Consider the following 26013-nt stretch of genomic DNA (forward strand, 5'->3'; position numbering starts at 1 on the left):
AAAAAGCGGCTGCACGCAGCCTAAGCCGCCAATCACGCCGCTCCCATCGGGGAAGCCCGTGGAGCGTCGCCTAGGTGACGCCAATTTTTCTGACACCGCCGAAACACACGCTTGCGCCATGCGACTACAGACAACGGGCGGCCCATCGGCGATACCTGCCCTTCCCCCCACCCACCGCACCAAGGAGTCGACATGGCAGCAGACAAGCACGCAAGCGTTCACTGGGAAGGCGCCGGCAAGACCGGCAAGGGCCTGGTCAGCACCGAGACCGGCGCCCTCAAGGACTACCCCTACGGCTTCGCCAGCCGCTTCGAGGACGACAAGCGCGGCACCAACCCCGAGGAAATCGTCGGCGCGGCCCACGCGGCCTGCCTCACGATGGCCTTTGCCTTCGCGCTCGAGAAGGAAGGCTTCACCGCCACCCGCATCGACACGCGTGCCGCCGTGCGGCTGGCCAAGGATGGCGAGGGCTTCAAGATCGACCGCATCGCGCTCGAACTCGACGCCGCCGTGCCGAAGCTCGACGAAGCGAAGTTCCAGCAGATCGCCGCCGCCGCCAAGGCCGGCTGCCCGCTGTCGAAGGCGCTGGCGAGCGTGCCCGAAATCACCCTGAAAGCCACGCTGGCCGGCTGACCGGGCTGCTTATGATCGTCTCCACAACAAGGAGACGGATCATGAACAAGCCCATCCGGACCGCCCTGGCGGTCCTTTCTTTCAGCCTCGGCACCGCCGCGCTGGCCGCCTACCCCGACAAGCCGATCAAGCTCGTCATCGGCTTTCCGGCCGGCGGCCCGCTCGACCAGCATGCGCGCCTGCTGACCGACAAGCTGCAGGCCGTGCTCGGCCAGCCGATCATCATCGACTACAAGCCCGGCGCCGGCGGCTCCGTGGGAGCCGACGCGGTCGCCAAGAGCCCCGCCGACGGCTACACGCTGATGCTCGCCAACACCGGCGTGGCGGTGATCAACGGCGCGCTCTACAGCAAGCTGCCCTACAACACGCAGCGCGACTTCGTGCCCATCGCCCGCACCGCCATGCAGCCGCTGGCGCTGCTGGTCACGCCCAAGCTGCCGGTGCAGAACCTCAAGCAGTTCGTCGACTACGCCAAGGCGCGGCCGGGCCAGGTCAACTACGGCTCGGCCGGCAACGGCGGCATCAGCCACCTGGTGCCCGAGATGTTCAAGACCGCCACCGGCATCTTCATGGTGCACATCCCTTATCGCGGCAGCGCGCCGGCCTTCACAGACCTGATGGGCGGGCAGGTGCAGTTCATGGCCGAATCGATTCCGCAGGCGGCCAACTATCACAAGCAGGGCAAGGTGCGCGCGCTGGCCGTGACCAGCCGCGAACGCAACCCCGCCCTGCCCGAGGTGCCGACCGTGATCGAGTCGGGCGTCAAGGGCTTCGAGGTGGTGGGCTTCTACGGCTTCCTCGCCCCGAAGGACACGCCGAAAGACGTGGTCGCCAGGCTCGGCGACGCCTTCAGGCAGGTGCTGAACAACCCCGAAGTGCGCGACCGCATGGTGAGCCAGGGCGCCGACCCGGCCTACCTGGGCAGCAAGGACTTCGCTCGCTTCCTGGCAACGGAAACGCCGCGCTGGGAGAAGGCGGTGAAGGCGTCCGGCGCGCGGATGGACTGAGGGTTCCGTTCAAGGCCTCCGCACCGGGCCTGCGCTCCATTCAGGTGCACACAGCTTGCATACCAGTTGGCACAGAAGCTGCTGGTATGCAGGCATATGGCCATTTCCGCATCCGAAATCAGTGCACGCATCGTCGAAGCGGTGATGGCGCAGAAGCTCGCGCCGGGTTCGCGCCTGGGCGAGCAGCAACTGGCGATGCTGTTCGACTGCAGCCGCACCATCGTGCGCGAGGCGCTCACCCGGCTGGCGGCGCGCGGCATCGTCACGGTGAGCGCGCGGCGCGGCTGGTTCGTCATCGAGCCTTCGCAGGACGAGGCGCGCGAAGCCTTCGAGGCGCGGCGCGTCATCGAGCTGGGGCTCATTCGGAGCGCAGGCAGCGCGGGCCGCAACGGGAAGATCGAGAAAGCCGCCCTGCGCCAATTGAAGGCGCACCTGCAGCGTGAAAAAGCCGCACTGAAAGAGAGCGACGTCGGCAACCGCAGCTTCCTGCTCGGCGATTTCCACGTGTGCCTGGCCGAATGCCTGGGCAACACGCTGCTGGCCGACACGCTGCGCGACTACACCGCGCGCACCACGCTGATCGCCATGCTCTACCAGTCCACGCACGATGCGGTGCAGTCGTGCGAAGACCATGTGCAGATCGTCGCGGCGCTGGAACGCGGCGACCACGCCGCCGCCGAGGCGCTGATGGCCGAGCACATCGGCACGGTGCAGTCGGCCCTGCGCGTGCAGGCGCCCACCGACCCGCTCGCGCAGCTGCGCGACGCGCTGGCGCCGCTGCAGAACACCCAGGCCGCCGCGGTTGCGGCGCCAAAGGCCAAGCGCCGCAAGCCGGGCGCCACCCCCCCCGATTCCGATTCTTCGACTTACCTAGGAGCCTTGCTATGACCTTCTCTTTCCTGTCCAAACGCCAGTTCGCGCTCGCCATGGTGTCCGCGGCCATGCTGGCCGCCACCGGCGCGGCGCAGGCCCAGAACGCGCTCGACAACGTGCTCAAGGCCAAGACCATCAAGATCGCCGTGCCGACCGACTACCCGCCCTACGGCTCGGTCGACAAGAACATGAAGCCGCAGGGCCTCGACGTGGAAATGGCCGAGCTCATCGCCGCCAAGCTGGGCGTGAAGGTCGAGCTGGTGCCCGTGACCAGCGCCAACCGCATTCCCTACCTGCAGACCCGCAAGGCCGACCTGGTGATTTCCACGCTCGGCAAGAACCCGGAGCGCGAGAAGGTGATCGACTTCTCTTCCGCCTACGCGCCCTTCTTCCAGGCCGTGTACGCGGCCAAGAGCATGAAGCTCACCAGCTTCGCCGACATGGCGGGCAAGACCGTGGCCGTGACGCGCGGCGCGATGGAAGACCAGGAGCTGAACAAGGTGGCGCCGCCGAACGTCGACTACCGCCGCTTCGAGGACAACAACGCGACCATCGCCGCCTTCGTGGCCGGCCAGACGCAGACCATCGCCACCAGCGCGGCTGTCGCCGGCGACATGCTCGCCAAGAACCCCAAGGTGAGCGCCGAGTTCAAGCTGCTGCTGAAAGACAGCCCCTGCTTCGTCGGCGTCGCCAAGGGCGAGACCGCACTGAAGACCAAGGTGAACGAGATCATTGCCGCCGCCAAGAAGGACGGCACGCTCGACGCCATGTCCAAGAAATGGCTCGGCAAGGCCGCCGGCGACCTGCCCGTCTGATCGAGCCACGCGGCCATGAACATCGAATTCGACTTCGGGGCGGTTCTGTCGGAATGGCCGCTGCTGCTTCGCGGCGTGGCGTGGACCATCGGCCTCACGGCCGTGGGCACCGTGCTGGGCATGATCGTCGGCACCTTCTGCGCCTGGGCGCGCGCGAACGGGGCGGCATGGCTGCGCATCGTGGTGGGCACGTATGTGGAGCTGATCCGCAACACGCCCTTCATCGTGCAGCTGTTCTTCATCTTCTTCGGGCTGCCGGCGGCGGGCGTCAAGCTCTCGCCGGAGGTGGCTTCGGTGATCGCGATGGTGATGAACCTCGGCGCCTATTCCACCGAGATCATCCGCGCCGGCATCGAGGCCACGCCCAAGGGGCAGATCGAAGCTGCGGTGAGCCTGGCGCTGAGCAAGTCGCAGGTGTTCCTGCGGGTGGTGCTGCCGCCGGCGCTGAAGAAGGTGTGGCCCGCGATGGTGAGCCAGATCGTCATCGTGATGCTGGGCTCCGCCGTGTGCGGCCAGATCTCCACCGAGGAGCTGAGCTACGCGGCCAACCTCATCCAGAGCCGCAACTTCCGCGCCTTCGAAGCCTTCATCGTCGCCACGCTCATCTATCTCGCGCTGTCGGTCGCGTTGCGCCGGCTGCTCGACTGGGCGGGGCCGAAGTTCTTCTTCGGCCGCTGACCGAACACGGGCCCTTTCACCATGGTCGATTTTTCTCTCTGGGACATCCTGCGCAACCTGCTGATGGCGTTGCGCTGGACCGTCGTGCTGTCGCTCATCGCCTTCGTCGGCGGCGGCATCGTGGGGGCGCTGCTGCTGTTCCTGCGGCTGCGCGGCGGCAGGTTCGCGAACAAGGCCGTGGGCCTGTACGTGCAGCTCTTCCAGGGCACGCCGCTGCTGATGCAGCTGTTCCTGGCGTACTTCGGCATTGCGCTGTTCGGCATCGACGTGTCGGCATGGACGGCCGCCAGCGTGGCGCTCACGCTGTACACCAGCGCCTTCCTCGCCGAGATCTGGCGCGGCTGCGTGGCCTCGATTCCCAAGGGGCAATGGGAAGCCTCGGGCAGCCTGGCGCTGAGCTTCGGCGAGCAGATGCGCCACGTCATTCTTCCGCAGGCCGTGAAGATCGCCATCGCGCCGACGGTCGGCTTCCTGGTGCAGGTCATCAAGGGCACGGCGCTGGCCTCGGTGATCGGCTTCGTCGAACTCACCAAGGCCGGCAGCATGATTTCGAACGCCACCTTCAAGCCCTTCGTGGTGTTCAGCTGCGTGGCCCTGCTTTATTTCGTACTGTGCTTTCCCGTGAGCCTGTACGCCAAGACCCTCGAGAGGAAAACCCATGGCCGCCGTGCTTGACGAATCGCAACAACAGCCCGCCACCTCGGTGGGTGCGCCCATCGTGCGCATCACCGCGCTGCGCAAGTCCTACGGCACCAACGAGGTGCTCAAGGGCATCGACCTGGACGTCAAGCGCGGCGAGGTGATCGCCATCATCGGCAAGAGCGGCTCGGGCAAGAGCACGCTGCTGCGCTGCATCAACGGGCTCGAGGTGTTCCAGGAAGGCTCGCTCACCGTCGACGGCAAGCCGCTGCTGCATGAAAGCGCCATGGCCATGCGCGAGCTGCGCCAGCGCGTGGGCATGATCTTCCAGAGCTTCAACCTGTTCCCGCATCTCACTGTCGGCAAGAACGTGATGCTCGCGCCCACGCTGGTGAAGAAGCGCGCCGGGCTCGAAGCCGCCTCGCAGGCGCGCAAGCTGCTCACGCGCGTGGGCCTGGCCGAGAAGTTCGACGCCATGCCCGACCAGCTCTCCGGCGGCCAGCAGCAGCGCGTGGCGATTGCCCGCGCGCTGGCGATGGAGCCGGCTGTGCTGCTGTGCGACGAGATCACATCGGCGCTCGACCCCGAACTGGTGGGAGAAGTGCTGCGCGTGGTGGAGTCGCTGGCCGACGAGGGCATGACGCTGCTGATGGTCACGCACGAGATGAGCTTTGCGCGCAAGGTCAGCGACCGCGTGATCTTCATGCACCAGGGCCGCGTGCACGAGATGGGACCGCCGGCGGAGCTGTTCGGCAACCCGCAGACGGCCGAGCTGAAGCAGTTCCTGTCGTCGCTGCACGACTGACTGATCGAGGGGCGCCGCGCGCCATGGGCTATCCTCCGCCCATGGCCTGCCTGCACATCGCGTCGATTATTCGCACCATTCGAAAGATGGTGGGTTAGCGCGCGGTTCCTCTACAGACTTCACGCCATGCAACCCGCCCCACGAGGCGGGTTTTTTGTCTCCTGGGGTTTTCTTCAAGACCACGACAGGAGATTGAACGATGTCATCGAACCCCACCCGCCCCGTAGTTCGTCCCGTGCTTCACATGGTCTGCGGCAAGATCGCCGCGGGCAAGTCGACCCTCACCCAGCGCCTCGCGGCCGAGCCAGACACCGTGCTCATCAGCGAAGACACGTGGCTCGCCACGCTGTACCCGGGCGAGATCCGCGAACTGCCCGACTACGTGCGCGCATCCGGCCGGCTGAAGGCGGCGATGGCCGACCACGTGGTGGCCCTGCTTGCGGCCGGCGTGTCGGTGGTGCTCGACTTTCCCGCGAACACTGTTGCCAACCGGGCCTGGGCGCGCGGCATCTTCGAGAAGGCGGGTGCAGCGCATCGGCTGCATTTTCTGGACGTGCCCGATGAGGTCTGCAAGCAGCGGCTGCGGGCGCGCAACGCGTCGGGCACGCACGCCTTCGAGACTTCGGACGCCCAGTTCGAGTTGATCAGCAGCCACTTCATGCCGCCCTCGCCGGACGAAGGCTTCGAGGTGGTGCGCCATGCCTGAGCCGCTAAGCTCAGGCTCCATGCAGATCGAGCAAGCCCGCCCCGAGGAAGCCGCCACCGTCGCGGCCGTATTGAATGAAGCCGCGCAGTGGATCGCCGCCGAAGGCCGCCCGCTGTGGACGGCCGGCGACATCGCCCCCGAGCGCATCCGGCGCGACACCGAGGCCGGCGGCTATTTCATCGCACGCAATAACGGTGACCTGGCAGGCGTCGTCCGGCTCGACCTCGAAGACCCGCACTTCTGGCCCGAGATCGAAAGCGGGAGTTCGGTGTTCGTGCACAAGCTGGCGGTGCGCAGGGCGTGGGCCGGGCAAGGCGTGCCGATCGCGCTGCTGGGCTTTGCGCGCGAGCATGCGCGCGGACTCGGCCGGCCCTGGCTGCGACTCGACTGCGTGGCCGACCGTGCGCCGCTGCGTGCGCTGTACGAAGGCTTCGGCTTCTCGCTGCACAGCGTGGTCCATAAGGGCGAGCGCGCGTTCGCCCGCTTCGAGCTGGCCGTGCCGCCGCTCGCCGAATAGCCTTTCGACCGGCGCCGCGCGGCGCCCTGTCTGGCTGCGCGCCGCCGCGCCATGGCGGATTTGTCCGACCGATGCCCCGCCCGACTTCTGCTAGCTTCCCGGGCTGGCGGCAAAACGGGTGACAACGGGCGAACGGCCCCAGGCGGTAGAAAGCAGCGCGCATGCTCAACGGCACATCGACAACGGCATATCCCTTCCTGGCGGGCGGCGGCGAACTCGCCGGCCTGATCGCCGGCTTCGACTGGGCCGCCACCGGGCTCGGCCCGCTGGAGACCTGGCCCGGCCACATGCGCAGCGCGGTGTCCATCATGCTCAGGTCGGACGTGGCCATCGCCACGCTGTGGGGCGAGCACGGCGTGCTGATCTACAACGACGCCTACGCCGCGTTCTCGGGCATCCGGCATCCCCAGGTGCTGGGCATGCGCGTGCGCGAGGCCTGGTCGGAGGCGGCGGCCTTCAACGACCATGTGCTGAAGGTCGGCCTGTCCGGGCGGACCCTGAGCTTCCAGGACCAGGAGCTGGTGCTGAACCGCCGCGGCGTGGCCGAGCAGGTGTGGATGAACCTGAACTATTCGCCCCTGCTGGACGACCACGGCAACCCTGTGGGCGTGTGGGCGCTGGTGATCGACACCACCGCCAAGGTGCAGGCCGAGCGCCGGCTGCAGGACGACCGCGCGCGCTTCGCGCAGCTGTTCGAGCAGGCCCCCAGCTTCATGGCCATGCTGGAGGGGCCGCAGCACCGCATCGTGCTGGCCAACCCGGGCTACCTGCGGCTGGTCGGCAACCGGCCGGTGGTCGGCCTGCCGGTGGCCGAGGCGCTGCCCGACGCGGCGGCCCAGGGCTACGTGGCGCTGCTCGACAAGGTGTACCGCGACGGCGAGGCCTTCACCGCGCACGGCTCGCGCTACGACGTGCAGGTGGAGGCGAACGGGCCGGTGCGCGAGTGCTATGTGGACTTCGTGTTCCAGCCGATCCGCGATGCGTCGGGCGCGGTGTCGGGCATTTTCGTGGAGGGCGTGGACGTCACCGCGCGCATGGCCGCGGAGGCCCGGCGCGCGGCGCTCGCCGACTTCACCGACAAGCTGCGGGGCCTGCGCAGCGCGGCCGACGTGGGCCTGGCGGCGGCGGAAATGCTGGCCGCCACGCTCGGCGTGAGCCGCGCGGGCTACGGCAGCGTCGACCACGACACCGGCGAACTGCGGGTGGAACGCGACTGGCACTCGCCCGACTGCGACTCGCTGGTCGGCGTGCTGAACCTGGGCGACTACGGCTCGTTCGTCGACAGCCTGCGCAACGACGAGTTCGTGGCCGTGCCCGACGTGCGGCTGGACCCGCGCACGGCCGCCACCGCCGGCGCGCTGGAAGCACGGCACGCCCGCGCCTTCATGAACGTGCCGGTGGTGGAGCAGGGTCGCCTGGTGGCGCTGCTGTTCGTCAACCACCTGCACGTGCGCGAATGGACGCCCGAGGAAGGCGCCTTCATGCGCGAGATTTCCGCGCGCACGCGCACCGCCGCGGAGCGCGTGCGCAGCGAAGCCGCGCTGCGCGAGGCCAACGAGTCGCTGGAGCTGAAGGTGGCGCAGCGCACGCAGGAGCTGATGGAGGTCGAGGCCCGGTTCCGCCAGGCGCAGAAGATGGAGGCCATCGGCCAGCTCACCGGCGGCATCGCGCACGACTTCAACAACCTGCTGGGGGGCATGAGCACCAGCCTGCAGGTGCTGGAAAAGCGGCTGCAGCTGCAGAAGTTCGACAACGCCGGCCGCTACATCGGCATGGCGCAGGACGCGGTGCGCAGGGCCGCCTCGCTCACGCAGCGGCTGCTGGCCTTCTCGCGCCGCCAGACGCTGGACCCCAAGCCGACCGACGTGAACCGGCTGGTCGCGGGCATCGAGGAGATGGTGCGCCGCACCGTGGGCCCCTCGGTGGTGGTCGAGGTGGTGGGCGCGGGCGGGCTGTGGCTGACGAGGGTGGACGCCTCGCAGCTGGAGAACGCGGTGCTCAACCTGTGCATCAACGCGCGCGACGCCATGTCGCCGCACGGCGGGCGCCTGACCATCGAGACGGCCAACAAGTGGCTGGACGACCGCAGCGCGGCCGAGCGCGAACTGCCGCCGGGGCAGTACATCTCGGTGTGCGTCAGCGACACCGGCACTGGCATGACCAGCGAGGTGGCGGCGCGCGCCTTCGACCCTTTCTTCACCACCAAGCCCATGGGCCAGGGCACCGGGCTGGGCCTGTCGATGGTGTACGGCTTCGTGCGGCAGTCGGGCGGGCAGGTGCGCATCTATTCCGAGCCCGGCGCGGGCACGACCATGTGCCTGTACCTGCCGCGCTTCGTCGGCGAGGCCGAGGCCGACCTGCCGCTGCCGCAGCCGGCGGCCGATCACCGCGGCGAAGGCGAGGTGGTGCTGGTGGTGGAGGACGAGGCCACCATCCGCGCCATCGTGGCCGAGGAGCTTGAAGACGCCGGCTACCGCGTGGTCTCGGTGGCCGACGGCGCCGCCGCGCTGAGGATGCTGCAGTCGGACGAGGGCATCGACCTGCTGCTAACCGACGTGGGCCTGCCCGGCGGGCTGAACGGCCGCCAGGTGGCCGACGCGGGCCGCGTGACCCGCCCCGGGCTGAAGGTGCTGTTCATCACCGGCTACGCGGAGAATGCGGCAGTGGGCAACGGCCTGCTCGAATACGGCATGGAAGTGATCACCAAGCCCTTCGACGTGGCTGCGCTGGTGGCCAAGGTGCAGGAGATGATCGAGCGCTGAACCCTTCCCGCACAGCACCCGGGCCCGCCCAGGCTGTGGCAAGCTCGCGAGCCGCATGACGAACCGTATGACATTCCGCTTCCCACCCTCCCCGTCGTTCCCGACCCTGCCCGCGCGCCGCCGGATGCTGCGCGCGCTGCTGGGCGCCGCGGCCCTGCAGGCGCCCTTCGCGGCGCTGGCCGGCTTCAACTTCTTCACCAGCGAATACACCGCCACGCGCGACGAGCTGCAGGCGCAGATCGCCAGGCGCTTTCCGGTGGCCGAGCGCTACGCGGAGATCTTCATGGTCGGCCTGCGCGATCCGCAACTGGGCCTGGACGCACGCAACAACCGCGCGGCCATCACCGCCACGCTGACCATCGCGAGCCCCCTGCTGGCCGCATCGCCGGTGCAGGGCGTGGTGTCGGTCAGCAGCGCGCTGAAGTACGACGCCGCCACGCGCGCGCTGCGGCTCGACCAGCCCAAGGCCGAGCGGCTCGAGCTGCAGGGCGTCGAGGGACGCGACGCCGAGCGGCTGCAGAAGATCGGCGCGGTGGTCGCGCAGGAACTGCTGCAAGGCCAGGTGCTGCGCAGCTTCACCGCCGACGAGCTGACGGTCGGGCGCAAGACCTACGAGATCGGCGACATCACCGTGTCGGACAACGGCATCAAGGTGCAACTCAAATGAAGATGAAATTCACCCTCCTCGCCGCCACCGCGCTGCTCGCCGCCGGCTGCGCAGCCATCTTGCCCACGGCCAAGCAGCATTTCGACCTCGAGGCCCATCGCGGCGGCCGGGGCCTGGCGCCCGAGAACACGCTGGCCGCGTTCGACAACGCCATCGACCTGGGCGTGACCACGCTCGAACTCGACATCGGGCTCACGGCCGACGGCGTCGTCGTGATCTCGCACGACACCTCGCTCAACCCCGACCACACCCGCGACGCCAGCGGCGCCTGGCTGGCGCCCAGGAGCGGCGCAGCGATCCGCTCGCTCACGCTGGCGCAGCTGCAGACCTACGACGTGGGCCGGCTGAACCCGTCGAGCAACTACGGCAAGCAGTTCGCGCTGCAGCAGCCGCGCGACGGCGAACGCATTCCGACGCTGGCCTCGCTGTTCGAGCGGGTGCAGGCGCGCGGCGCCAATGCGGCCACGGTGCGCTTCAACATCGAAACCAAGATCGATCCGAACAAGCCCGGCGAAACGGCGGCGCCCGAGCCGATGGTGCGCGCGCTGCTGGCCGAGATCGACAAGGCGAAGATGGCCGGCCGGGTGACCGTGCAGAGCTTCGACTGGCGCACGCTGGCGCTGGTCGGCCAGCTCGCGCCGCAGCTGCCGCGCGCCTATCTCACCACGCCGCGCACGCTGCAGGACCCCCGCTGGACCGCCGGCCTGGCACTTTCGAACTTCGCCTCGGTGCCGCAGATGGTCAAGGCCGCGTCGGCCAACGGGACCGGCCCGGTGATCTGGTCGCCGGCCTACGCCGACCTGTCGCCCGCGGTCATCAAGGAGGCGCAGAAGCTCGGCATGACCGTGCTGCCCTGGACCGTGAACCAGCGCGCCGACATGCAGCGCCTGATGGACTGGGGTGCCGACGGCATCATCACCGACTACCCCGACATGCTGCGCGACCTGATGCGCGAACGCGGCCTGGCGCTGCCGCCGCCCGGAAAGGTCGCGCCATGAGCCGCGAAATCGCCACGGCCCAGCTCGACGCCCTGGCCGCGCGCATCGCGGCGCTCAGCGGCAGCGGTGGCGGCCCGGTCACCGCGCTGTCCGACGAGGCACGCGGCAGCGCCGAGCTGCTTGCCGCACTGCCGCCGCGCTACGGCGAGGTGCTGCTGAACCTGCTCGACAGGCTCGAGTCGAGCGCGCTCTTCAGCGAGGAAAGCTGCTCCTTCAGCCAGAAGGACCTGCTCGACAACCTGAAGGTGTGGGCCGACAAGGCCCGTGGCCAGCTGGTGGCATAAGTCGCCGGTTTATCATCCCGCCCCATGCGCACCCTGCTGCTCGCCTTGATGATCGCCCTGCTGCCCATCCGCGGCTGGCTCGGCGACGCCATGGCGGTGGAGATGGTGCGGCACTCGCTGCCGGCGGCCTCGATGGCAACGGCGGCCACCCAAGCCCATTGCCATGAGGCAATGGAGGCGGCGGAAGCCGGCGACGGCATGGACCACATGGCCATGTCCATGGCCGACCACCACGCCGGCTCGCAGCACAACGGCAGCGACAACGACGGCGCCGGCCACCAGGGCTGCGGCACCTGCACCGCCTGCCAGGTCTGCCACACGGTGGCACTCGGCGGCATGCCCTTTGTCGACATCGTGCACAGCGCGCCCCAGGCGCCGCCTGCCGCACACGCGACCCGCTTCGCCAGCGCGGAGCCCGCCCCGGGCCTGAAGCCGCCCATTTCCTGATCTCCCTGCCCGTAGTCCGTCCGCAGTGAGCCTGTCCCGGCTCGCGGCGTCCGTCGTATTGCTCATGGAGATCGAGCGTGAACCCCAATATTGGCCGGCCGCCTGCCGGCCGCGATTCCCCTTCTTCCGTTTCATTCGTCCGCACCACGGCCGCGCTGGCCGCGGCGCTGGTGCTGGCCGGCTGCGCCAGCCTCTCGTCCGACGGCGGCAGCGCCGACGTGCAGGCGCTGACGGCCGGCAATCCGCTCGTGGCCGGCGCCGCGGCCCAGCGTGCGCCCGACGAGGCCTCGCGCAAGCGCATCGGCGAGTTGCTCGCACGGCCGCTGGATGCCGAATCGGCCGTGCGCATCGCGCTGGTCAACAGCCCGCGCGTGCAGGACGCCTTCGCGACGCTGCAACTGAGCGACGCCGACCGCGTGCAGGCCGCGAGCCTGCCGAACCCGGTGCTCGCCTTCAGCCGCCTGCGCGAAGGCAGCGAGCGCGAGTTCGAGCGCATGCTGAGCTTCAACGTGGTGGGCCTGCTCACGCTGCCGTGGCAGGCGCGCTGGGCCGGCCAGCGGCATGAGTCGGCCAAGCTGCAGGCCGCGCAGAGCGTGCTGGTGCTGGCCGCCGACACCCGCCGCGCCTGGGTGCGCGCGGTGGCCGCGCAGCAGAGCGTGGCCTACCTGCGCGACGCGAAGGAGGCCACCGAAGCCGGCGCCGAACTCGCGCACCGCATGGCCAGGGCCGGCAACTGGAGCGCGCTGCAGCGCACGCGCGAACAGCTGCTGCTGGCCGACGCCTCGGCGCAGCTCGCTCGCGCGGAACAGTCGGCCGTCGCCTCGCGCGAACAGCTCACCCGGCTGCTCGGCCTGAGCGGCGGCGACACCGCCTACACCCTGCCCGACCGCCTGCCGCCGCTGCCCGATGCAGTGCCCGAACTCGGCGACGTGCAGGCGCTGGCGCTGCGCGACCGGCTCGACGTGCGCTCGGCCACGGCGCAGAACGCGGCGGTGGCCGGCTCGCTCGGCCTCACGCACGCCACCAGCGTGATCAACGCGATGGAGCTAGGCGTGGTGCGCAACACGAAGTTCGACAACGGCGCGGACCGCTCGCGCAGCACCAAGCGCGGCTTCGAGCTCGACCTGCCGATTCCGGTCTTCGACTGGGGCCAGGCGCGCAACGGCCGCGCCGAGGCGCTGTATCTGCAGTCGGCCGCACGCGTGCGCGACGTGGGCGTGCTGGCCGCGAGCGAGGCGCGCGAGGCATGGCAGGGCTGGAACACCGCCTACGCCATCGCCCGCCGCTACCGCGACGAGGTGCTGCCGCTGCGCAAGCAGGTCAACGAGGAAATGGTGCTGCGCTACAACGGCATGCTCGCGAGCGTGTGGGAGCTGCTCGGCGAAACCCGCGCCAGCGTGCTCGCGGTGAACGCGGGCATGGAGGCGCAGCGCGACTTCTGGCTGGCGGACACCGACCTGCAACTGGTGCTCACCGGCAGTTTGCCCGGCGGCATGACCGCGCTGCAGACCGCCGCGTCCGGCGAGACGCCAGCGGCGGGAGGCCACTGACATGAACCGTCGCAACTTCTTCGCGGGCGCGGCCACGGCCGTTGCCGCCACCACCGTGAGCCGCGTGGGCATGGCCGCATTGCCCGAGCCGGTGTCGCAAGGCTCGACCGCCACCGCGCCGCCGCTCGAGCCGCCCAACGGCCGGCCCTACAACCCTGTCGTCACGCTCAACGGCTGGACGCTGCCCTGGCGCATGAACGCCGGTGTCAAGGAATTCCACCTCGTCGCCGAACCCGTGGTGCGCGAGATGGCGCCCGGCTTCAAGGTCAACATGTGGGGCTACAACGGCCAGTCGCCCGGCCCGACCATCGAGGTGGTCGAGGGCGACCGCGTGCGCATCTTCGTGACCAACCGGCTGCCCGAGCACACCACCGTGCACTGGCACGGCCAGCGCCTGCCCAACGGCATGGACGGCGTGGGCGGCATCACGCAGCCGCACATCCCGCCGGGCAAGACCTTCGTCTACGAGTTCACCGCGCGCCGGCCCGGCACCTTCATGTACCACCCGCACGCCGACGAGATGGTGCAGATGGCGATGGGGATGATGGGTTTCTGGGTCACGCATCCGCGCGAGGCCCGCAGCCATCCGCTGATCGAGCCGGTGCAGCGCGACTTCTGCTTCCTGCTCGGCAGCTTCGACGTGGAGCCCGGCAGCGCCACGCCGAAGGTCAACACCATGACCGACTTCAACATCTGGAGCTTCAACAGCCGCGTGTTCCCGGCCATCGACACGCTGAACGTGCGCCGCGGCGACCGTGTGCGCATCCGCGTGGGCAACCTCACGATGACCAACCACCCGGTCCACATCCACGGCCACGAGTTCGAGGTGACGGGCACCGACGGCGGCCCGGTGCCGCGCACCGCGCGTTGGCCCGAGGTGTCGGTCGACGTGGCGGTGGGCCAGATGCGGCAGATGGAGTTCATTGCCGACGAGGAAGGCGACTGGGCGCTGCACTGCCACAAGGCGCACCACACCATGGGCCCGATGGGCCACGAGGTGCCGACCATGATCGGCGTCGACCAGAAGGGCGTGGCCGAGAAGATCCGCAAGCTCGTGCCCGACTACATGGTGATGGGCGACAAGGGCATGGCAGACATGGGCGAGATGGAGATGCCCATTCCCGACAACACCGTGCCGATGATGACCGGCACCGGCCCCTTCGGCTCGGCCGAGATGGGCGGCATGTTCACGCTGCTGAAGGTGCGGCGCGACCAGAAGCCGGGCGACTACCGCGACCCGGGCTGGTTCAGGCACCCGGCGGGCACCGTCGCGCGGGAAGTGCCCGGGGCGAACGTGCCGCCGGCCACGCGCAGCGCCCCTGCCGCCAAGGGCGGCGGCAACAAGACCGACGCCAAGGGCGGCGGCGACAAGACCGACGCCAGCGTGCGCAAGCCTTCGGGCCACGGCGCGCACGACCACTGATCTCTTTTCCTGGAACCCACCTCATGAACAAGACACTCGCATCCATCGCCGCCTGCCTGGCCCTTGCGGCAGCCGCCACCGCCGCGCAGGCCCACGAGGCCCACGTCGCCAAGCCGCAAGGCGCCGCCACGCCCGCCCCCGAACAGAAGCCCTGGGGCATCGCGGGCAAGGCCGGCGCGGTGAAGCGCACCATCGACATTGCGATGGCCGACGACATGACTTTCACGCCCTCCGTCATCGAAGTGCGCGAAGGCGACACCATCCGCCTGCGCCTGAAGAACCGCGGCAAGGACCTGCACGAACTGGTGCTGGGGACCACCGCCGAGATCGAGGCGCACGCGGCCATGATGAAGAAATTCCCGGGCATGGAGCACGACGAGCCGTGGATGGTGCACGTGCCCCCGGGCAAGACCGGCGACATGGTCTGGACCTTCAACCGCGCCGGCGATTTCGACTTCGCCTGCCTGGTGAAGGACCACTACGAGCTCGGCATGGCCGGCCGCGTCCGCGTGCTGCCCGCCGCCGGCAAATCCTGAAGGAGAAATCATGCATAGAAGAAAGCTGCTGCTGGCATTGGCGTCCACTGCCGTGCCGTTTGCCACCACGACCGCGATGGCCGCGGCGCCGATGGTCGAGATCTGGAAAGACCCGAACTGCGGCTGCTGCCAGGACTGGGTCAAGCACCTCGACAAGAGCGGCTTCGCCACGCGCGTGCACGACGAAGGCAATACCGCCGCACGCACCCGCCTGGGCATGCCCGCCAAGCTGGGCTCGTGCCACACGGGCCTCGTCGGCGGCTACGCCATCGAAGGCCACGTGCCAGCGCGCGAGGTGCAACGGCTGCTCAAGGAAAAGCCCAAGGCCGTCGGCCTCGCCGTGCCCGGCATGCCGGTCGGATCGCCCGGCATGGACGGCCCGGCCTATGGCGACCGGCGCGATCCCTACGACGTGCTGCTGGTGCTGGCCGACGGCAGCACGCGCGTCTATCAAAGCTATCGCTGAACCAACCGCCTACCGAAGAAAGCAAACTCATCATGAAAAAACTGTTCACCGCACTCTCCGCCGCCCTGCTCGCCGCAGCCGCCTTCGCGCAGGCTGCATTGCCTTCCGTCGAGGGCGAGGTCCGCAAGATCGACACCGATGCGAAGAAGATCACGCTGAAGCACGGCGACATTCCCAACCTCGAGATGACGGGCATGACGATGGTCTTCCGCGTGAGCGACCCCGCGCTGCTCACCAAGGTGAAGCCCGGCGACAAGGTGCAGTTCACGGCCGACAAGGTCGACGGCGCGCTCACGGTGCTTTCGATAGCGCCGGCGAACTGAGATTCGCCGGCCGGCTTCAGGACTAGAAGCGTCCCGGATCGAAGGGCGCCAGCGGTATCTCCGCCGCAACGCCAGCGAGCAACTGCGCCGCCAGCCGCCCCGTGCGCGCCGAGCCGCACAGGCCCACGTGGCCATGCCCGAAGGCCAGCACGATGTCGGTGCTGGCACCTGACGGGCCGATGCAGGGCAGCCCGTCGGGCAGGCTCGGGCGATGCCCGAGCCAGTGCTTCACGGAAGGCGCGCCCGGCGCGGGCCGTGCAAGCGTCGGAAACATCGACTGCAGATGCTCATGCAGGATTTCGGCACGGCGCCAGTCGGGCTCCGCTTCAAGGCCCGCGATCTCGACCTGCCCTGCCGCGCGCAGGCCGCCGTCCATCCAGTGCGCGATGAGCTTGCCGTCGGCCACCATGGTCGGCGTGCGCGGGCCCGCCTTGGCGTCTTCGACGACCACGTGGTAGCCGCGCTCCGACTCCAGCGGCACCGCGGAGCCAGCGGCCGCGGCCAGCGCGCCTGAGCGGGCACCGGCGCAGATGGCGGCGCCGTCGCAGGCGATTTCGCCGGCCTCGGTGCGCACGGCACGCAGCCGGCCGCCCTCGATGCGAAACCCCGTTGCGCGGGCGGCGACCCGTTCGGCGCCCGCATCGAGCGCATGCTGCGCCAGGGCCGCCACGTAGGCGCCCGGGTTGCGGCAGTGGCCGGCCTCGGGCACGAAGATGCCCAGGGTGTAGCGCGGATCGAGATCGGGTTCGCGGCGGCGCAGTTCGTGCTCCGGCCATTCCTCCCACTGGATGCCGACGCGCCGGCGCACGCGCCAGCCCAGGGCATCGCCGTCGAACTCCGCGCGCGAGCGGTAGGCGTGCAGCAGCCCGCGCCGCTCGATGAGCTGCGGCACGCCCGCTTCGGCAGCCAGTTGCGCGTGCAGCGCGGGCGCGTCGGCCAGCAGCGTGCGCAGTGCGTCGGCGGTGCGCTGCACGCGCGCCTCGGTCCAGCCCGAGGCCAGGTAGCGCAGCAGCCATGGCAGGGCCCGAGGCAGGTAGCGCCAGCGCAGGGCGAGCGGCCCGAGCGGGTCGGCCAGCCAGCCGGGCACCTTGCGCCAGGCCCCCGGCAACGCGGGCGGCACCACCGAATGCGACGACAGCCAGCCGGCGTTGCCGTAGCTCGTGGCATGCGGGCCGCCCGGCTCGCCGGGCTCCACCACCGTCACGCGCAAACCCGCGCGCAGAGCCTCGATGGCGGTGGCGCTGCCTACCGCGCCCGCGCCGATCACCACGACATGACGGCTCCCGCCGTCGGGGGAGAAACTTCTTGCAACTGTCATGGTGCTGATCGTAGAGGGTGCGGTCTCATAATCGGCCGCCATGCCAGCCTCCTCTTCCAACTCTTTCGCCTCTTCCCATTCCGCCGGTTCCATCACCGACGTCGCCGGCATCGAAGTCGGCCATTTCTCCGACACTCGCCGCCCCACCGGCTGCACCGTGATCATGGCGCGCGACGGCGCGGTGGGCGGTGTCGACGTGCGCGGCGCGGCCCCCGGCACGCGCGAGACCGACCTGCTCGCGCCCGGCAACCTGGTGCAGCAGGTGCATGCGGTGATGCTCGCGGGCGGCAGTGCCTGGGGCCTGGCCGCGGCCGAAGGCGCCATGCGCTGGATGGAAGAGCGCGGCATCGGCATGGACGTGCGCTTCGGCACGCTGCCCATCGTGCCCGCCGCCGTGCTGTTCGACCTGCCGATGGGCGATGCGCGCATCCGCCCCGACGCCGCGGCCGGCTATGCCGCCTGCGAGGCCGCGAGCACGGCGCCGCCCGCCGAAGGCAACGTGGGTGCAGGCTCCGGCGCGCTGGTGGGCAAGCTCTTCGGCGTGCACCGTGCGATGAAGGGCGGCATCGGCACCGCGTCGGTCAAGGTCGGCGGCGTCACGGTGGGCGCGCTGATCGCGGTGAATCCGCTGGGCGACGTGATCGACCACAACACCGGCCAGCCCGTGGCCGGCGCGCGCACCGAAGACGGCAAGTCGCTGCTCGACACCCGCCGCGCCCTGCTGCGCGGCGACAGCCCCAAGCCGCTGCTGGCAGGCACCAACACCACCATCGGCGTGATCGCCACCGACGCGGTGCTGACCAAGGTGCAGGCCAACCGGCTCGCCATGGTCGCGCACGACGGGCTGGCGCGCTCCATCAACCCTGTGCACACCATGAGCGACGGCGACACGCTGTTCGCGCTGGCCACCGGCCGCATGCCGCTGGAAGGCAACGCACCGGGCATGACGGTGCTCAGCACCATGGCCGCCGAGGCGGTCGCCATCGCCACGCTGCGCGCGGTGCAGGCGGCGCGCGCGGTGACGGTGGGCGAGCTGCACATTCCCTGCGCGGCGGACATGGCAGCAACGCGCGGCTGACACTTCACGAGAAGACCACCATGGCGTTCCCCCGGACCTTGAAGCTCATCCTGCTGTCGATCCGCGACCTGATCGCCTCGGCGGGGCCGATCGTGTTCATCGTGATCGGCCTGCTGGTCGCCGCCTACTGGTGGCTGCAACCGCAACCGCCCAAGCACGTCACGCTCGCCACCGGCCCCACGGGCAGCGCCTATGCGCAGTTCGGCAAGCACTATGCGGAAGCCCTCAAGCGCGCCGGCATCGAGGTGGAGCTCAAGCCCACCTCGGGCTCGACCGAGAACCTGCAGCTGCTGCGCACCGGCGGCGCCGACGTGGGCTTCGTGCGCGGCGGCAGCGCCGACCCGGTGGCGGACGAGCAGGCCGGCCTGACATCGCTCGGCAGCCTGTTCTACGAGCCGATCTGGCTCTTCTACCGCGCCGATTCGGCACAGAAGATCGACCGCAAGACCGGCACGCTGACATCGCTCACGCAACTGCGCGGCCTGCGCGTAAACGTCGACCTGCCGGGCAGCGGCCTGCCGGACATCATGGAGCGCATGCTCAAGGCCAACAAGCTCGGGCCCGGCGACCTGCTGCTGTCGAACCTCGAGCAGGCCGCCGCCGCCGAGGCGCTGCAGGCGGGGCTGCTCGACGCCATCGTGCTGTCGTCGGCGCCGCAGTCGCCGCAGGTACAGCACCTGCTGCGCTCCGACGACATCAAGCTCATGGACTTCGGCCAGGCCGACGCCTATTCGCGCCGCTTCCCGTTCCTGTCGGCCGTGACGCTGCCGCGCGGCGTGGTCGACCTGTCGAAGGACCTGCCGCCGCACGACGTGTCGCTGCTGGCCGCCACCACCTCTTTGCTGTCGCGCGACGAAACACACCCCGCCCTGCGGCAGCTGTTCGCGCAGTCCGCGCAGACACTGCACAGCGGCGCCGGCTGGTTCAACCGGGCGCGCGACTTTCCCAACACGCGCACCAGCGAGCTGCCGGTGAGCCCCGAAGGCGACCGCGCCATCAACGGCACGCCGCCGGCCTGGCAGCGCTACCTGCCGTTCTGGGCCAGCAACCTGATCGAGCGGATGTGGCTGGTGCTCGGCGGCCTGCTGGTGCTGATGCTGCCGCTGAGCCGCGTGGTGCCGCCGCTCTACCAGTTCCGAGTGCGCCGCCGCGTGTTCCGCTGGTATGCGCGGCTGCGCGACATCGAGGCCAAGGTCGATGCGCACAAGGGCGAAAAGAAGGCGCTGCTGGACGACCTCGACCAGCTCGACCGCACCGTCAACAAGGTGGCCGTGCCGCTGTCGTATGCCGACGAGCTCTACGCGCTGCGCAACAACATCTACGCGGTGCGCAAGCGCGTGCTCGCGCGAGGCATGCCGGAAGCCGAACCGGCGGCGGCCGCAACGAACAATGCCGGGTGACGGCAAGGCGGTTGCGGGCCGTCGCGCCTGCTGGTGGCCCTCTCAGATCAACGACACCGCCGCCCTGCGCGCGGGCTTCAACGAAGCGCTTGACTTGGAGCGCACTCTAATTTCGAGAATCAACGCCATGGAAACCAGCCTGACCATTGCGGAAGTCGCGAAGCGAACCGGCCTCACGGCCTACACGCTGCGCTACTACGAGCGCATCGGGCTGATTGCCGCGGTGCCGCGTGCACCGGGCGGTCAGCGGCGCTACGCGAGCGCCGACATGGACTTGCTGGATTTCCTGTTGCGCCTGCGCGAGACCGGCATGTCCATCCAGGGCATGCAGGCCTTCGTCAGGCTTCGAAGCCAGGGGGACGCCAGCGTCGGCGAGCGGCGCGAGATGCTCGAGCAGCACCTTGCCGAAGTTCAGGCCCGGGTGGCGGCGCTGCAGCAATCCATGCAGGCGCTGTCGCTCAAGATCGGCCACTACCGCAAGGTCGAGAAGACGAAGAGGCGTCCTCCTCCATCGGGCAAAGCCCGGGAAGGAAAGACGAGCAATGACGAACACACGGAACCAGGGCCACGACGACAACCTGCGCTACACGCGTGGCCTGGCCAAGCTCCAGGAGATCGACGGTGAAGGCGGCGTCAAGGTGGTCGAGAGCCTGGCCGGCATCGCGCCCGACTTCAGCCGCCTGCTGATCGAGTTTCCGTTCGGCGACATCTACTCGCGCCCCGGCCTCGACCTGCGCGCCCGCGAGATCGCGACGGTGGCCGCGCTCACCGCCATGGGCAATGCCGCGCCGCAACTGAAGGTGCATATCCAGGCCGCGCTGAACGTCGGCGTGACGCGCGACGAAGTGGTCGAGATCATCATGCAGATGGCCGTGTATGCGGGCTTTCCGGCGGCATTGAACGGCCTCTTCGCCGCACGCGATGTGTTTGCCGCGGACGATGAAAAAAGCGCGCGGCCCCTTGCGGAACCGCGCGCTCTTGCCGAAGCAGACTGAGCTTTTTTTCAGAAGCCGTCGGCCCCCACCCCAACCCTCCCCCGGCAGGGGAGGGAGAAACTCCAGGAACACCGCGAAGCCGGCTTTGCCGGGCCGCTGGTGTTGCCCCCGGCAGGGGGTAGGCGAAGCGACACGAAGTGCGCGCAGCCTGGGGGCGAGCTTTACTTCAGGGCTTTGTAACGCATGCGCTTGGGCTTGGCGCCTTCTTCGCCAAGGCGCTTCTTCTTGTCGGCTTCGTACTCCTGGTAGTTGCCGTCGAAGAAGGTCCACTGGCTGTCGCCTTCGGCGGCCAGGATGTGGGTGGCGATGCGGTCGAGGAACCAGCGGTCATGGCTGATCACCATGACCGTGCCGGCGAACTCGAGCAGCGCGTCTTCGAGGGCGCGCAGGGTTTCCACGTCCAGGTCGTTCGACGGTTCGTCGAGCAGCAGCACGTTGCCGCCGGCGATCAGCGTCTTGGCCAGGTGCAGGCGGCCGCGTTCACCGCCCGACAGCGTGCCGACCTTCTTCTGCTGGTCGGCGCCGTTGAAGTTGAAGCGGCCCGCATACGCGCGGCTGGCCATCTGGAACTTGCCGACGTTGATGATGTCCAGGCCGTTCGAGATGTCTTCCCACACGGTCTTCTGGTTGGCCAGCTCGTCGCGGTGCTGGTCGACGAAGGCCATCTTCACGGTCTGGCCGATGACGACCTCGCCCGAATCCGGCTTTTCCTTGCCCGCGAGCAGCTTGAACAGCGTCGACTTGCCGGCGCCGTTCGGGCCGATGATGCCGACGATGGCGCCCGGCGGAACGGTGAAGCTCAGGTTGTCGATCAGCATGCGGTCGCCGAAGGACTTGCTCACGTTGTGGAACTCGAACACCTGCTGGCCCAGCCGCTCCGCCACGGGAATGAAGATTTCCTGCGTTTCGTTGCGCTTCTGGTATTCCATGTCGCTCAGCTCTTCGAAGCGGGCGAGGCGTGACTTGCTCTTGGCCTGGCGCGCCTTCGGGTTCTGGCGCGACCACTCCAGTTCCTTCTTCAGCGCCTTGGCGTGGGCTTCTTCGCTCTTCTGCTCCTGCGCCAGGCGTTCGCCCTTCTGCTCGAGCCAGGTGCTGTAGTTGCCCTTCCAGGGAATGCCGCGGCCGCGGTCCATTTCCAGGATCCACTCGGCCGCGTTGTCGAGGAAGTAGCGATCGTGGGTGATGGCCACCACGGTGCCCGTGAAGCGCTGCAGGAACACTTCGAGCCACTCCACCGATTCGGCGTCCAGGTGGTTGGTCGGCTCGTCGAGCAGCAGCATGTCGGGCTTGCTCAGCAGCAGGCGGCACAGCGCCACGCGGCGCTTTTCACCGCCCGACAGCACGCCGATCTTGGCGTCCCAGGCCGGCAGGCGCAGGGCGTCGGCGGCAATTTCGAGCTGGTGTTCGGAATCGGTGCCGGCGGTGGCGATGATGGCTTCGAGCTGGGCCTGCTCGGCCGCCAGCGCGTCGAAGTCGGCGTCTTCGGCGCCGTAGGCGATGTACACCTCTTCCAGGCGCGCCTTGGCGGCGAACACCGCGCCCATGGACTCCTCGACCGATTCGCGCACCGTGTGCTCGGGGTCGAGCTTGGGTTCCTGCTCCAGGTAGCCGATCGTCATGCCCGGCATGGGCAGTGCCTCGCCCTCGAATTCCTTGTCCACACCCGCCATGATCTTGAGCAGCGTGGACTTGCCCGAGCCGTTCAGGCCGAGCACGCCGATCTTGGCGCCGGGGAAAAAGGACAGCGAAATGTCTTTCAAGAGCTGCCGCTTGGGCGGCACGGTCTTGCTGACACGGTTCATCGAATAGACGTATTGAGCCATCTGGGAGTAGTTACCTTGGGTACAAAGATTCGGGGGAAAGCGCGGGCGCCAGAAAAGCACGTTCGGGCGCGGCAAACCACCGATTATCGACTCATGCGACAATAGTCTCCGTTGCCGGGTCCAGTTGCCCGCAACACCGGCTCTCTGCCGGGGACGAAGAAAGCTCCATCCAACAACCCTTTCGCGAGGGCGGACTTTCCGGCTCCCACCCCTGACCTTCATCTGCCTTGACTGGCTCGGCGTCAACAAGACGCCAAGCGGGCCGATGCCACTGCGCCGTGTATGGCGCTTATTGTTTCCAATGAATTTTGACGAACTGAAGCTGGCCCCCGCCATCTTGAAGGCTGTGCACGAGCACGGCTACGACTCGCCCACCCCCATCCAGGCGCAAGCCATCCCCGCGGTGCTCGAAGGTCATGACCTGCTGGGCGGCGCACAGACCGGCACCGGCAAGACCGCCGCCTTCACGCTGCCGATGCTGCACAAGCTCAGCATGAGCCGCAGCGCCACCAACAAGTTCGGCGGCGTCGGCATCCGCGCCCTCGTGCTGACCCCCACCCGCGAACTCGCGGCCCAGGTCGAAGAGTCGGTGCGCACGTACGGCAAGTACCTGCAGCTCGACTCGACCGTGATCTTCGGCGGCGTCGGCATGAACCCGCAGATCAGCAAGCTCAAGAAGGGCGTCGACATCCTCGTGGCCACCCCCGGCCGCCTGCTCGACCTGCAGCAGCAGGGCATGCTCGACCTGAGCCAGGTCCAGATGCTGATCCTCGACGAAGCCGACCGCATGCTCGACATGGGCTTCATCCACGACGTGAAGAAGATCCTGGCCCTGGTGCCCAAGGAAAAGCAGAGCCTGCTTTTCTCGGCCACCTTCAGCGACGAGATCCGCGACCTGGCCGCCACGCTGCTGAAGAACCCGCAGAGCATCCAGGTCACGCCGCGCAACACCACCGTGCAGCGCATCACCCAGGTGATCCACCCCGTGGGCCGCGGCAAGAAGAAGGCGCTGCTCGCGCACATCATCAACGAGAACAAGTGGAGCCAGGTGCTCGTGTTCACGCGCACCAAGTTCGGCGCCAACAGCGTGGCCGAATTCCTCACCAAGAACGGCATCGAGGCGATGGCGCTGCACGGCAACAAGAGCCAGAGCGCCCGCACGCAGGCGCTGGCCGGCTTCAAGAGCGGCGACATCCGCGCGCTGGTGGCCACCGACATCGCGGCTCGCGGCATCGACATCGACGAGCTGCCGCACGTGGTGAACTACGAGATCCCGAACGTCAGCGAAGACTACGTCCACCGCATCGGCCGCACCGGCCGCGCCGGTTCGAGCGGCGAGGCCGTGAGCTTCGTGTGCCTGGACGAAGAAGGCTTCATGCAGGAAATCGAACGCTTCACCAAGCAGACGATTCCCGTGCAGATCGTCGAGGGCTTCGGCCCTGAGGAAGGCGAGCGCGCCGAGCCCATCGCCATGGGCCGCCAGACGATCTGGGGCGGCGCCGGCCGTCCGCCGAGCCGCGATGTGATGCAGGCAGCCGCCAAGGCCGCCCGCACCGAGATGCTGCAACGCATCCGCGAGAACAAGGCCGGCCAGGGTGGCGGCAACGGCGCTGGCGGCGGCAACGGCGGCGGTCAGCGCCGCGGCGGCGGCCAGGGCCAGGGCGGCGGCCAGGCCCGCAATGCCAACGGCGGCGGACAAGGCCAGGGCCCGCGCGGCCCGGGTGCCCGCGCACCGCAAGGCCGCGGCCCGCAAGGTCCGGCACGCGCACCGCACCATGCACCGCATCAGCATCAGCAAGCCCATCAGCCGCATGACGAGCGCCAGCCGCGCCATCACGGCAACAGCCACAGCCCGACGCAAGCCAACCAGGTCGCGCACCTGCGTGCCGAAGCGGTCGCTGGCGGCGCAGGCCAGCCGGATCCGTTGCGCACCAGCGTCGACCACATGGGTGGCGGCCGCGGACGCGGTCGTCCGGGCGGCGGCGGCGGTGGCTACGGCGGCAACCGTTCGGGCGGCGGTGGCCGCTCGGGTGGCGGCGGTGGTGGCTATGGCGGCGGTGGCGGCCGCTCCGGTGGCGGCGGTGGCCGTTCCTTCGGCCGCTGAGGCTGAAGAAAGCACACGCATCCGGGCGGCACGCCTGTCCGGAAACAGAACAAGGGCACTTCGGTGCCCTTGTTCATTGGTGGCGCGGCACCGCCCTGGCCCGGGGCCACAATCGTTACGCCATGCAATACATCCCGCCCAACTACGCCACCCTCTTCGTCGCCACCTGCAACCTTCTCAACCTCGCGAACCCGAACCGGACGTACTACGAGAACCAGGACGCCTACAACGAGCGTGAGTACGAGCGAAAGATCGACTGGACCGGCGAGCGATTCCAAGCGCTCAACGCCGACGTGCTGGCGGTGCAGGAGGTGTGGGACGAGGCGGCACTGAAGGCCGCCATCGCCCGCAGCGGCCTGCGCTACGACTTCGTGTCTGTGCCCGGCGCCGAGAACACGCCGCCGCCCGGCAGCCCCGCCGGCACGCCGGCCAGGCCGGGCGCGCAGGGCACGCCGCGCGTGGGCATCGCGACCCGGCTCAAGGTGGACGAGGTCCGCTCCTTCGTCGACTTCCCGCCAGGCTTCGGCGTCGAGGTGCCGGGCCTGGGCGCGCACACGCGCTTCGAACGCCCGCCCCTGCTGGTCACGGTGCGCATGAAGCACGGCCAGCAGGTGCATGTGCTCACGGTGCACCTGAAGTCCAAGCGCCCGAAGTTCCTGCAGGACGCCCAAGGCAACCACCTCGAGGACCGCGACGACCGCAAGGTGGGCGTGATGGCGTCGCTGCGCTCTCTGCTGATGCGCGGCGCGGAGGCCGCGGCCCTGCGCTGCATCGTCATCGACCTGCTGCAGGGCACGAACGTGCCGCTCGTGGTGATGGGCGACTTCAACGACAACCCGCACAGCGTGACCACGCAGCTCGTGGCGGCCACCTCCGAAGTGGCCTACGACAAGGCCGCGCGCGACGTGGCGCTGTTCAACGCCTACGAGATGCAGGGCGAGTCGGCGCTCAAGAAGGACGTGGCGTACTCGCACATCCACCAGGGCTATCCGGAGGTGCTCGACCAGATCCTGGTGAGCGAGGAATTCGTCGCCACCAGCCGCCACAGCCTGGGCGACGTGCGGCGTGTCGACTACTTCAACGACCACCTGCACGAAGGGCGCGACCGCTCGCGCTCCGACCACGGCTTCGTGCGCGCCCTGCTCAGGCTGCGCACGGACTGACCC

At 69.0% G+C, this 26013-nt stretch carries 27 protein-coding genes; 25 read left to right on the forward strand and 2 right to left on the reverse strand.

Translation table 11 applies throughout. From position 1 onward, the window contains the following. Positions 1-192: 192 nt before the first annotated feature. The 19 genes from C4F17_RS09725 to C4F17_RS09815 all read left to right on the forward strand — a co-directional run bounded on the left by C4F17_RS09725 (position 193) and on the right by C4F17_RS09815 (position 16129). Positions 193-633 (forward strand): OsmC family protein, encoded by a 441-nt coding sequence (locus C4F17_RS09725; protein ID WP_081271490.1) that lies wholly within the window; start codon positions 193-195, stop codon positions 631-633. 41 nt (positions 634-674) lie between these two features. After that, on the forward strand, positions 675-1640 hold the full coding sequence (locus C4F17_RS09730) for a Bug family tripartite tricarboxylate transporter substrate binding protein (RefSeq protein ID WP_106935098.1): 966 nt from the start codon (positions 675-677) through the stop codon (positions 1638-1640). A gap of 96 nt (positions 1641-1736) precedes the next feature. Further along, on the forward strand, positions 1737-2528 hold the full coding sequence (locus C4F17_RS09735) for a GntR family transcriptional regulator (protein ID WP_106937505.1): 792 nt from the start codon (positions 1737-1739) through the stop codon (positions 2526-2528). Next, complete coding sequence (locus C4F17_RS09740) at positions 2525-3328, forward strand: transporter substrate-binding domain-containing protein (protein WP_106935099.1); 804 nt, start codon at positions 2525-2527, stop codon at positions 3326-3328. Before C4F17_RS09735 ends, C4F17_RS09740 begins: the two co-directional genes overlap by 4 nt. A gap of 15 nt (positions 3329-3343) precedes the next feature. Next, positions 3344-4006, forward strand: a complete 663-nt coding sequence (locus C4F17_RS09745; protein WP_081271487.1) for an amino acid ABC transporter permease — start codon at positions 3344-3346, stop codon at positions 4004-4006. Between the two features lie 21 nt (positions 4007-4027). Next, positions 4028-4681 (forward strand): amino acid ABC transporter permease, encoded by a 654-nt coding sequence (locus tag C4F17_RS09750; RefSeq protein ID WP_081271486.1) that lies wholly within the window; start codon positions 4028-4030, stop codon positions 4679-4681. Next, positions 4665-5450, forward strand: a complete 786-nt coding sequence (locus C4F17_RS09755) for an amino acid ABC transporter ATP-binding protein (protein WP_081271485.1) — start codon at positions 4665-4667, stop codon at positions 5448-5450. The genes C4F17_RS09750 and C4F17_RS09755 overlap by 17 nt, the downstream gene beginning before the upstream one ends. A 199-nt stretch (positions 5451-5649) precedes the next feature. After that, positions 5650-6156, forward strand: a complete 507-nt coding sequence (locus C4F17_RS09760) for an AAA family ATPase (RefSeq protein WP_106935100.1) — start codon at positions 5650-5652, stop codon at positions 6154-6156. A 19-nt stretch (positions 6157-6175) separates the two neighbouring features. Continuing rightward, positions 6176-6673 (forward strand): GNAT family N-acetyltransferase, encoded by a 498-nt coding sequence (locus C4F17_RS09765; protein WP_106935101.1) that lies wholly within the window; start codon positions 6176-6178, stop codon positions 6671-6673. A gap of 161 nt (positions 6674-6834) precedes the next feature. Beyond that, complete coding sequence (locus C4F17_RS09770; RefSeq protein ID WP_106935102.1) at positions 6835-9435, forward strand: PAS domain-containing protein; 2601 nt, start codon at positions 6835-6837, stop codon at positions 9433-9435. Between the two features lie 67 nt (positions 9436-9502). Beyond that, the gene (locus C4F17_RS09775) at positions 9503-10102 is read left to right on the forward strand and encodes a DUF1439 domain-containing protein (protein WP_081271481.1); all 600 of its coding nucleotides are present in this window, start codon (positions 9503-9505) and stop codon (positions 10100-10102) included. Between the two features lie 2 nt (positions 10103-10104). Beyond that, on the forward strand, positions 10105-11100 hold the full coding sequence (locus tag C4F17_RS09780; protein ID WP_106937506.1) for a glycerophosphodiester phosphodiesterase: 996 nt from the start codon (positions 10105-10107) through the stop codon (positions 11098-11100). Beyond that, positions 11097-11384: a hypothetical protein gene (locus C4F17_RS09785; protein ID WP_106935103.1), complete on the forward strand. Its 288-nt coding sequence runs from the start codon at positions 11097-11099 to the stop codon at positions 11382-11384. Before C4F17_RS09780 ends, C4F17_RS09785 begins: the two co-directional genes overlap by 4 nt. Positions 11385-11408: 24 nt before the next feature. Then, positions 11409-11831, forward strand: coding sequence for a hypothetical protein (locus C4F17_RS09790; protein WP_106935104.1), 423 nt, complete (start codon positions 11409-11411; stop codon positions 11829-11831). 77 nt (positions 11832-11908) lie between these two features. Next, positions 11909-13381 (forward strand): TolC family protein, encoded by a 1473-nt coding sequence (locus C4F17_RS09795; RefSeq protein WP_199851940.1) that lies wholly within the window; start codon positions 11909-11911, stop codon positions 13379-13381. A 1-nt stretch (position 13382) separates the two neighbouring features. Further along, positions 13383-14804, forward strand: coding sequence for a multicopper oxidase family protein (locus tag C4F17_RS09800; protein ID WP_106935105.1), 1422 nt, complete (start codon positions 13383-13385; stop codon positions 14802-14804). Positions 14805-14827: 23 nt separating this feature from the next. Continuing rightward, positions 14828-15340, forward strand: coding sequence for a cupredoxin domain-containing protein (locus tag C4F17_RS09805; protein WP_106935106.1), 513 nt, complete (start codon positions 14828-14830; stop codon positions 15338-15340). A 10-nt stretch (positions 15341-15350) separates the two neighbouring features. Further along, positions 15351-15806 (forward strand): DUF411 domain-containing protein, encoded by a 456-nt coding sequence (locus tag C4F17_RS09810; protein WP_106935107.1) that lies wholly within the window; start codon positions 15351-15353, stop codon positions 15804-15806. 32 nt (positions 15807-15838) lie between these two features. Then, positions 15839-16129, forward strand: a complete 291-nt coding sequence (locus C4F17_RS09815) for a copper-binding protein (protein WP_093078801.1) — start codon at positions 15839-15841, stop codon at positions 16127-16129. 22 nt (positions 16130-16151) lie between these two features. On the opposite strand, the gene C4F17_RS09820 is transcribed toward C4F17_RS09815, so the two are convergent. Continuing rightward, positions 16152-17447 carry an NAD(P)/FAD-dependent oxidoreductase gene (locus tag C4F17_RS09820; RefSeq protein ID WP_106935108.1) on the reverse strand — a complete coding sequence of 432 codons (1296 nt, stop codon included), beginning with the start codon at positions 17445-17447 and terminating at the stop codon, positions 16152-16154. Between the two features lie 40 nt (positions 17448-17487). Here C4F17_RS09820 and C4F17_RS09825 point away from each other — a divergent pair, with 40 nt between their 5' ends. The 4 genes from C4F17_RS09825 to C4F17_RS09840 all read left to right on the forward strand — a co-directional run bounded on the left by C4F17_RS09825 (position 17488) and on the right by C4F17_RS09840 (position 20920). Beyond that, positions 17488-18525, forward strand: a complete 1038-nt coding sequence (locus C4F17_RS09825) for a P1 family peptidase (protein ID WP_106935109.1) — start codon at positions 17488-17490, stop codon at positions 18523-18525. Positions 18526-18545: 20 nt separating this feature from the next. Next, on the forward strand, positions 18546-19925 hold the full coding sequence (locus C4F17_RS09830; RefSeq protein ID WP_081271472.1) for a TAXI family TRAP transporter solute-binding subunit: 1380 nt from the start codon (positions 18546-18548) through the stop codon (positions 19923-19925). A 127-nt stretch (positions 19926-20052) separates the two neighbouring features. Continuing rightward, positions 20053-20550, forward strand: a complete 498-nt coding sequence (locus C4F17_RS09835; protein ID WP_106937508.1) for a MerR family transcriptional regulator — start codon at positions 20053-20055, stop codon at positions 20548-20550. Continuing rightward, positions 20468-20920 carry a carboxymuconolactone decarboxylase family protein gene (locus C4F17_RS09840; RefSeq protein ID WP_081271471.1) on the forward strand — a complete coding sequence of 151 codons (453 nt, stop codon included), beginning with the start codon at positions 20468-20470 and terminating at the stop codon, positions 20918-20920. The genes C4F17_RS09835 and C4F17_RS09840 overlap by 83 nt, the downstream gene beginning before the upstream one ends. Before the next feature lie 161 nt (positions 20921-21081). Here the strand turns inward: C4F17_RS09840 and ettA are convergent, their stop codons facing one another. After that, the gene (gene ettA, locus C4F17_RS09845; RefSeq protein ID WP_081271470.1) at positions 21082-22743 is read right to left on the reverse strand and encodes an energy-dependent translational throttle protein EttA; all 1662 of its coding nucleotides are present in this window, start codon (positions 22741-22743) and stop codon (positions 21082-21084) included. A gap of 301 nt (positions 22744-23044) precedes the next feature. Here ettA and C4F17_RS09850 point away from each other — a divergent pair, with 301 nt between their 5' ends. Together C4F17_RS09850 and C4F17_RS09855 are read left to right on the forward strand one after the other, a co-directional pair. Further along, complete coding sequence (locus tag C4F17_RS09850; RefSeq protein ID WP_106935110.1) at positions 23045-24847, forward strand: DEAD/DEAH box helicase; 1803 nt, start codon at positions 23045-23047, stop codon at positions 24845-24847. A 122-nt stretch (positions 24848-24969) separates the two neighbouring features. Beyond that, on the forward strand, positions 24970-26010 hold the full coding sequence (locus C4F17_RS09855; RefSeq protein ID WP_106935111.1) for an endonuclease/exonuclease/phosphatase family protein: 1041 nt from the start codon (positions 24970-24972) through the stop codon (positions 26008-26010). Positions 26011-26013: the final 3 nt, after the last annotated feature.

Origin of the sequence: Variovorax sp. PMC12 (genome assembly GCF_003019815.1) — a bacterium.
Classification (GTDB): Bacteria; Pseudomonadota; Gammaproteobacteria; order Burkholderiales; family Burkholderiaceae_C; genus Variovorax.

Coding starts and splice junctions, on each gene's coding strand:
- C4F17_RS09765 (WP_106935101.1), top strand. CDS start 6,176: ATGCAGATCGAGCAAGCCCGCCCCGAGGAAGCCGCCACCGTCGCGGCC.
- C4F17_RS09855 (WP_106935111.1), top strand. CDS start 24,970: ATGCAATACATCCCGCCCAACTACGCCACCCTCTTCGTCGCCACCTGC.
- C4F17_RS09825 (WP_106935109.1), top strand. CDS start 17,488: ATGCCAGCCTCCTCTTCCAACTCTTTCGCCTCTTCCCATTCCGCCGGT.
- C4F17_RS09850 (WP_106935110.1), top strand. CDS start 23,045: ATGAATTTTGACGAACTGAAGCTGGCCCCCGCCATCTTGAAGGCTGTG.
- C4F17_RS09810 (WP_106935107.1), top strand. CDS start 15,351: ATGCATAGAAGAAAGCTGCTGCTGGCATTGGCGTCCACTGCCGTGCCG.
- C4F17_RS09725 (WP_081271490.1), top strand. CDS start 193: ATGGCAGCAGACAAGCACGCAAGCGTTCACTGGGAAGGCGCCGGCAAG.
- C4F17_RS09830 (WP_081271472.1), top strand. CDS start 18,546: ATGGCGTTCCCCCGGACCTTGAAGCTCATCCTGCTGTCGATCCGCGAC.
- C4F17_RS09760 (WP_106935100.1), top strand. CDS start 5,650: ATGTCATCGAACCCCACCCGCCCCGTAGTTCGTCCCGTGCTTCACATG.
- C4F17_RS09750 (WP_081271486.1), top strand. CDS start 4,028: ATGGTCGATTTTTCTCTCTGGGACATCCTGCGCAACCTGCTGATGGCG.
- C4F17_RS09805 (WP_106935106.1), top strand. CDS start 14,828: ATGAACAAGACACTCGCATCCATCGCCGCCTGCCTGGCCCTTGCGGCA.
- C4F17_RS09820 (WP_106935108.1), bottom strand. CDS start 17,447: ATGACAGTTGCAAGAAGTTTCTCCCCCGACGGCGGGAGCCGTCATGTC.
- C4F17_RS09840 (WP_081271471.1), top strand. CDS start 20,468: ATGACGAACACACGGAACCAGGGCCACGACGACAACCTGCGCTACACG.
- C4F17_RS09770 (WP_106935102.1), top strand. CDS start 6,835: ATGCTCAACGGCACATCGACAACGGCATATCCCTTCCTGGCGGGCGGC.
- C4F17_RS09745 (WP_081271487.1), top strand. CDS start 3,344: ATGAACATCGAATTCGACTTCGGGGCGGTTCTGTCGGAATGGCCGCTG.
- C4F17_RS09775 (WP_081271481.1), top strand. CDS start 9,503: ATGACATTCCGCTTCCCACCCTCCCCGTCGTTCCCGACCCTGCCCGCG.
- ettA (WP_081271470.1), bottom strand. CDS start 22,743: ATGGCTCAATACGTCTATTCGATGAACCGTGTCAGCAAGACCGTGCCG.
- C4F17_RS09735 (WP_106937505.1), top strand. CDS start 1,737: ATGGCCATTTCCGCATCCGAAATCAGTGCACGCATCGTCGAAGCGGTG.
- C4F17_RS09800 (WP_106935105.1), top strand. CDS start 13,383: ATGAACCGTCGCAACTTCTTCGCGGGCGCGGCCACGGCCGTTGCCGCC.
- C4F17_RS09740 (WP_106935099.1), top strand. CDS start 2,525: ATGACCTTCTCTTTCCTGTCCAAACGCCAGTTCGCGCTCGCCATGGTG.
- C4F17_RS09780 (WP_106937506.1), top strand. CDS start 10,105: ATGAAATTCACCCTCCTCGCCGCCACCGCGCTGCTCGCCGCCGGCTGC.
- C4F17_RS09785 (WP_106935103.1), top strand. CDS start 11,097: ATGAGCCGCGAAATCGCCACGGCCCAGCTCGACGCCCTGGCCGCGCGC.
- C4F17_RS09730 (WP_106935098.1), top strand. CDS start 675: ATGAACAAGCCCATCCGGACCGCCCTGGCGGTCCTTTCTTTCAGCCTC.
- C4F17_RS09790 (WP_106935104.1), top strand. CDS start 11,409: ATGCGCACCCTGCTGCTCGCCTTGATGATCGCCCTGCTGCCCATCCGC.
- C4F17_RS09815 (WP_093078801.1), top strand. CDS start 15,839: ATGAAAAAACTGTTCACCGCACTCTCCGCCGCCCTGCTCGCCGCAGCC.
- C4F17_RS09755 (WP_081271485.1), top strand. CDS start 4,665: ATGGCCGCCGTGCTTGACGAATCGCAACAACAGCCCGCCACCTCGGTG.
- C4F17_RS09835 (WP_106937508.1), top strand. CDS start 20,053: ATGGAAACCAGCCTGACCATTGCGGAAGTCGCGAAGCGAACCGGCCTC.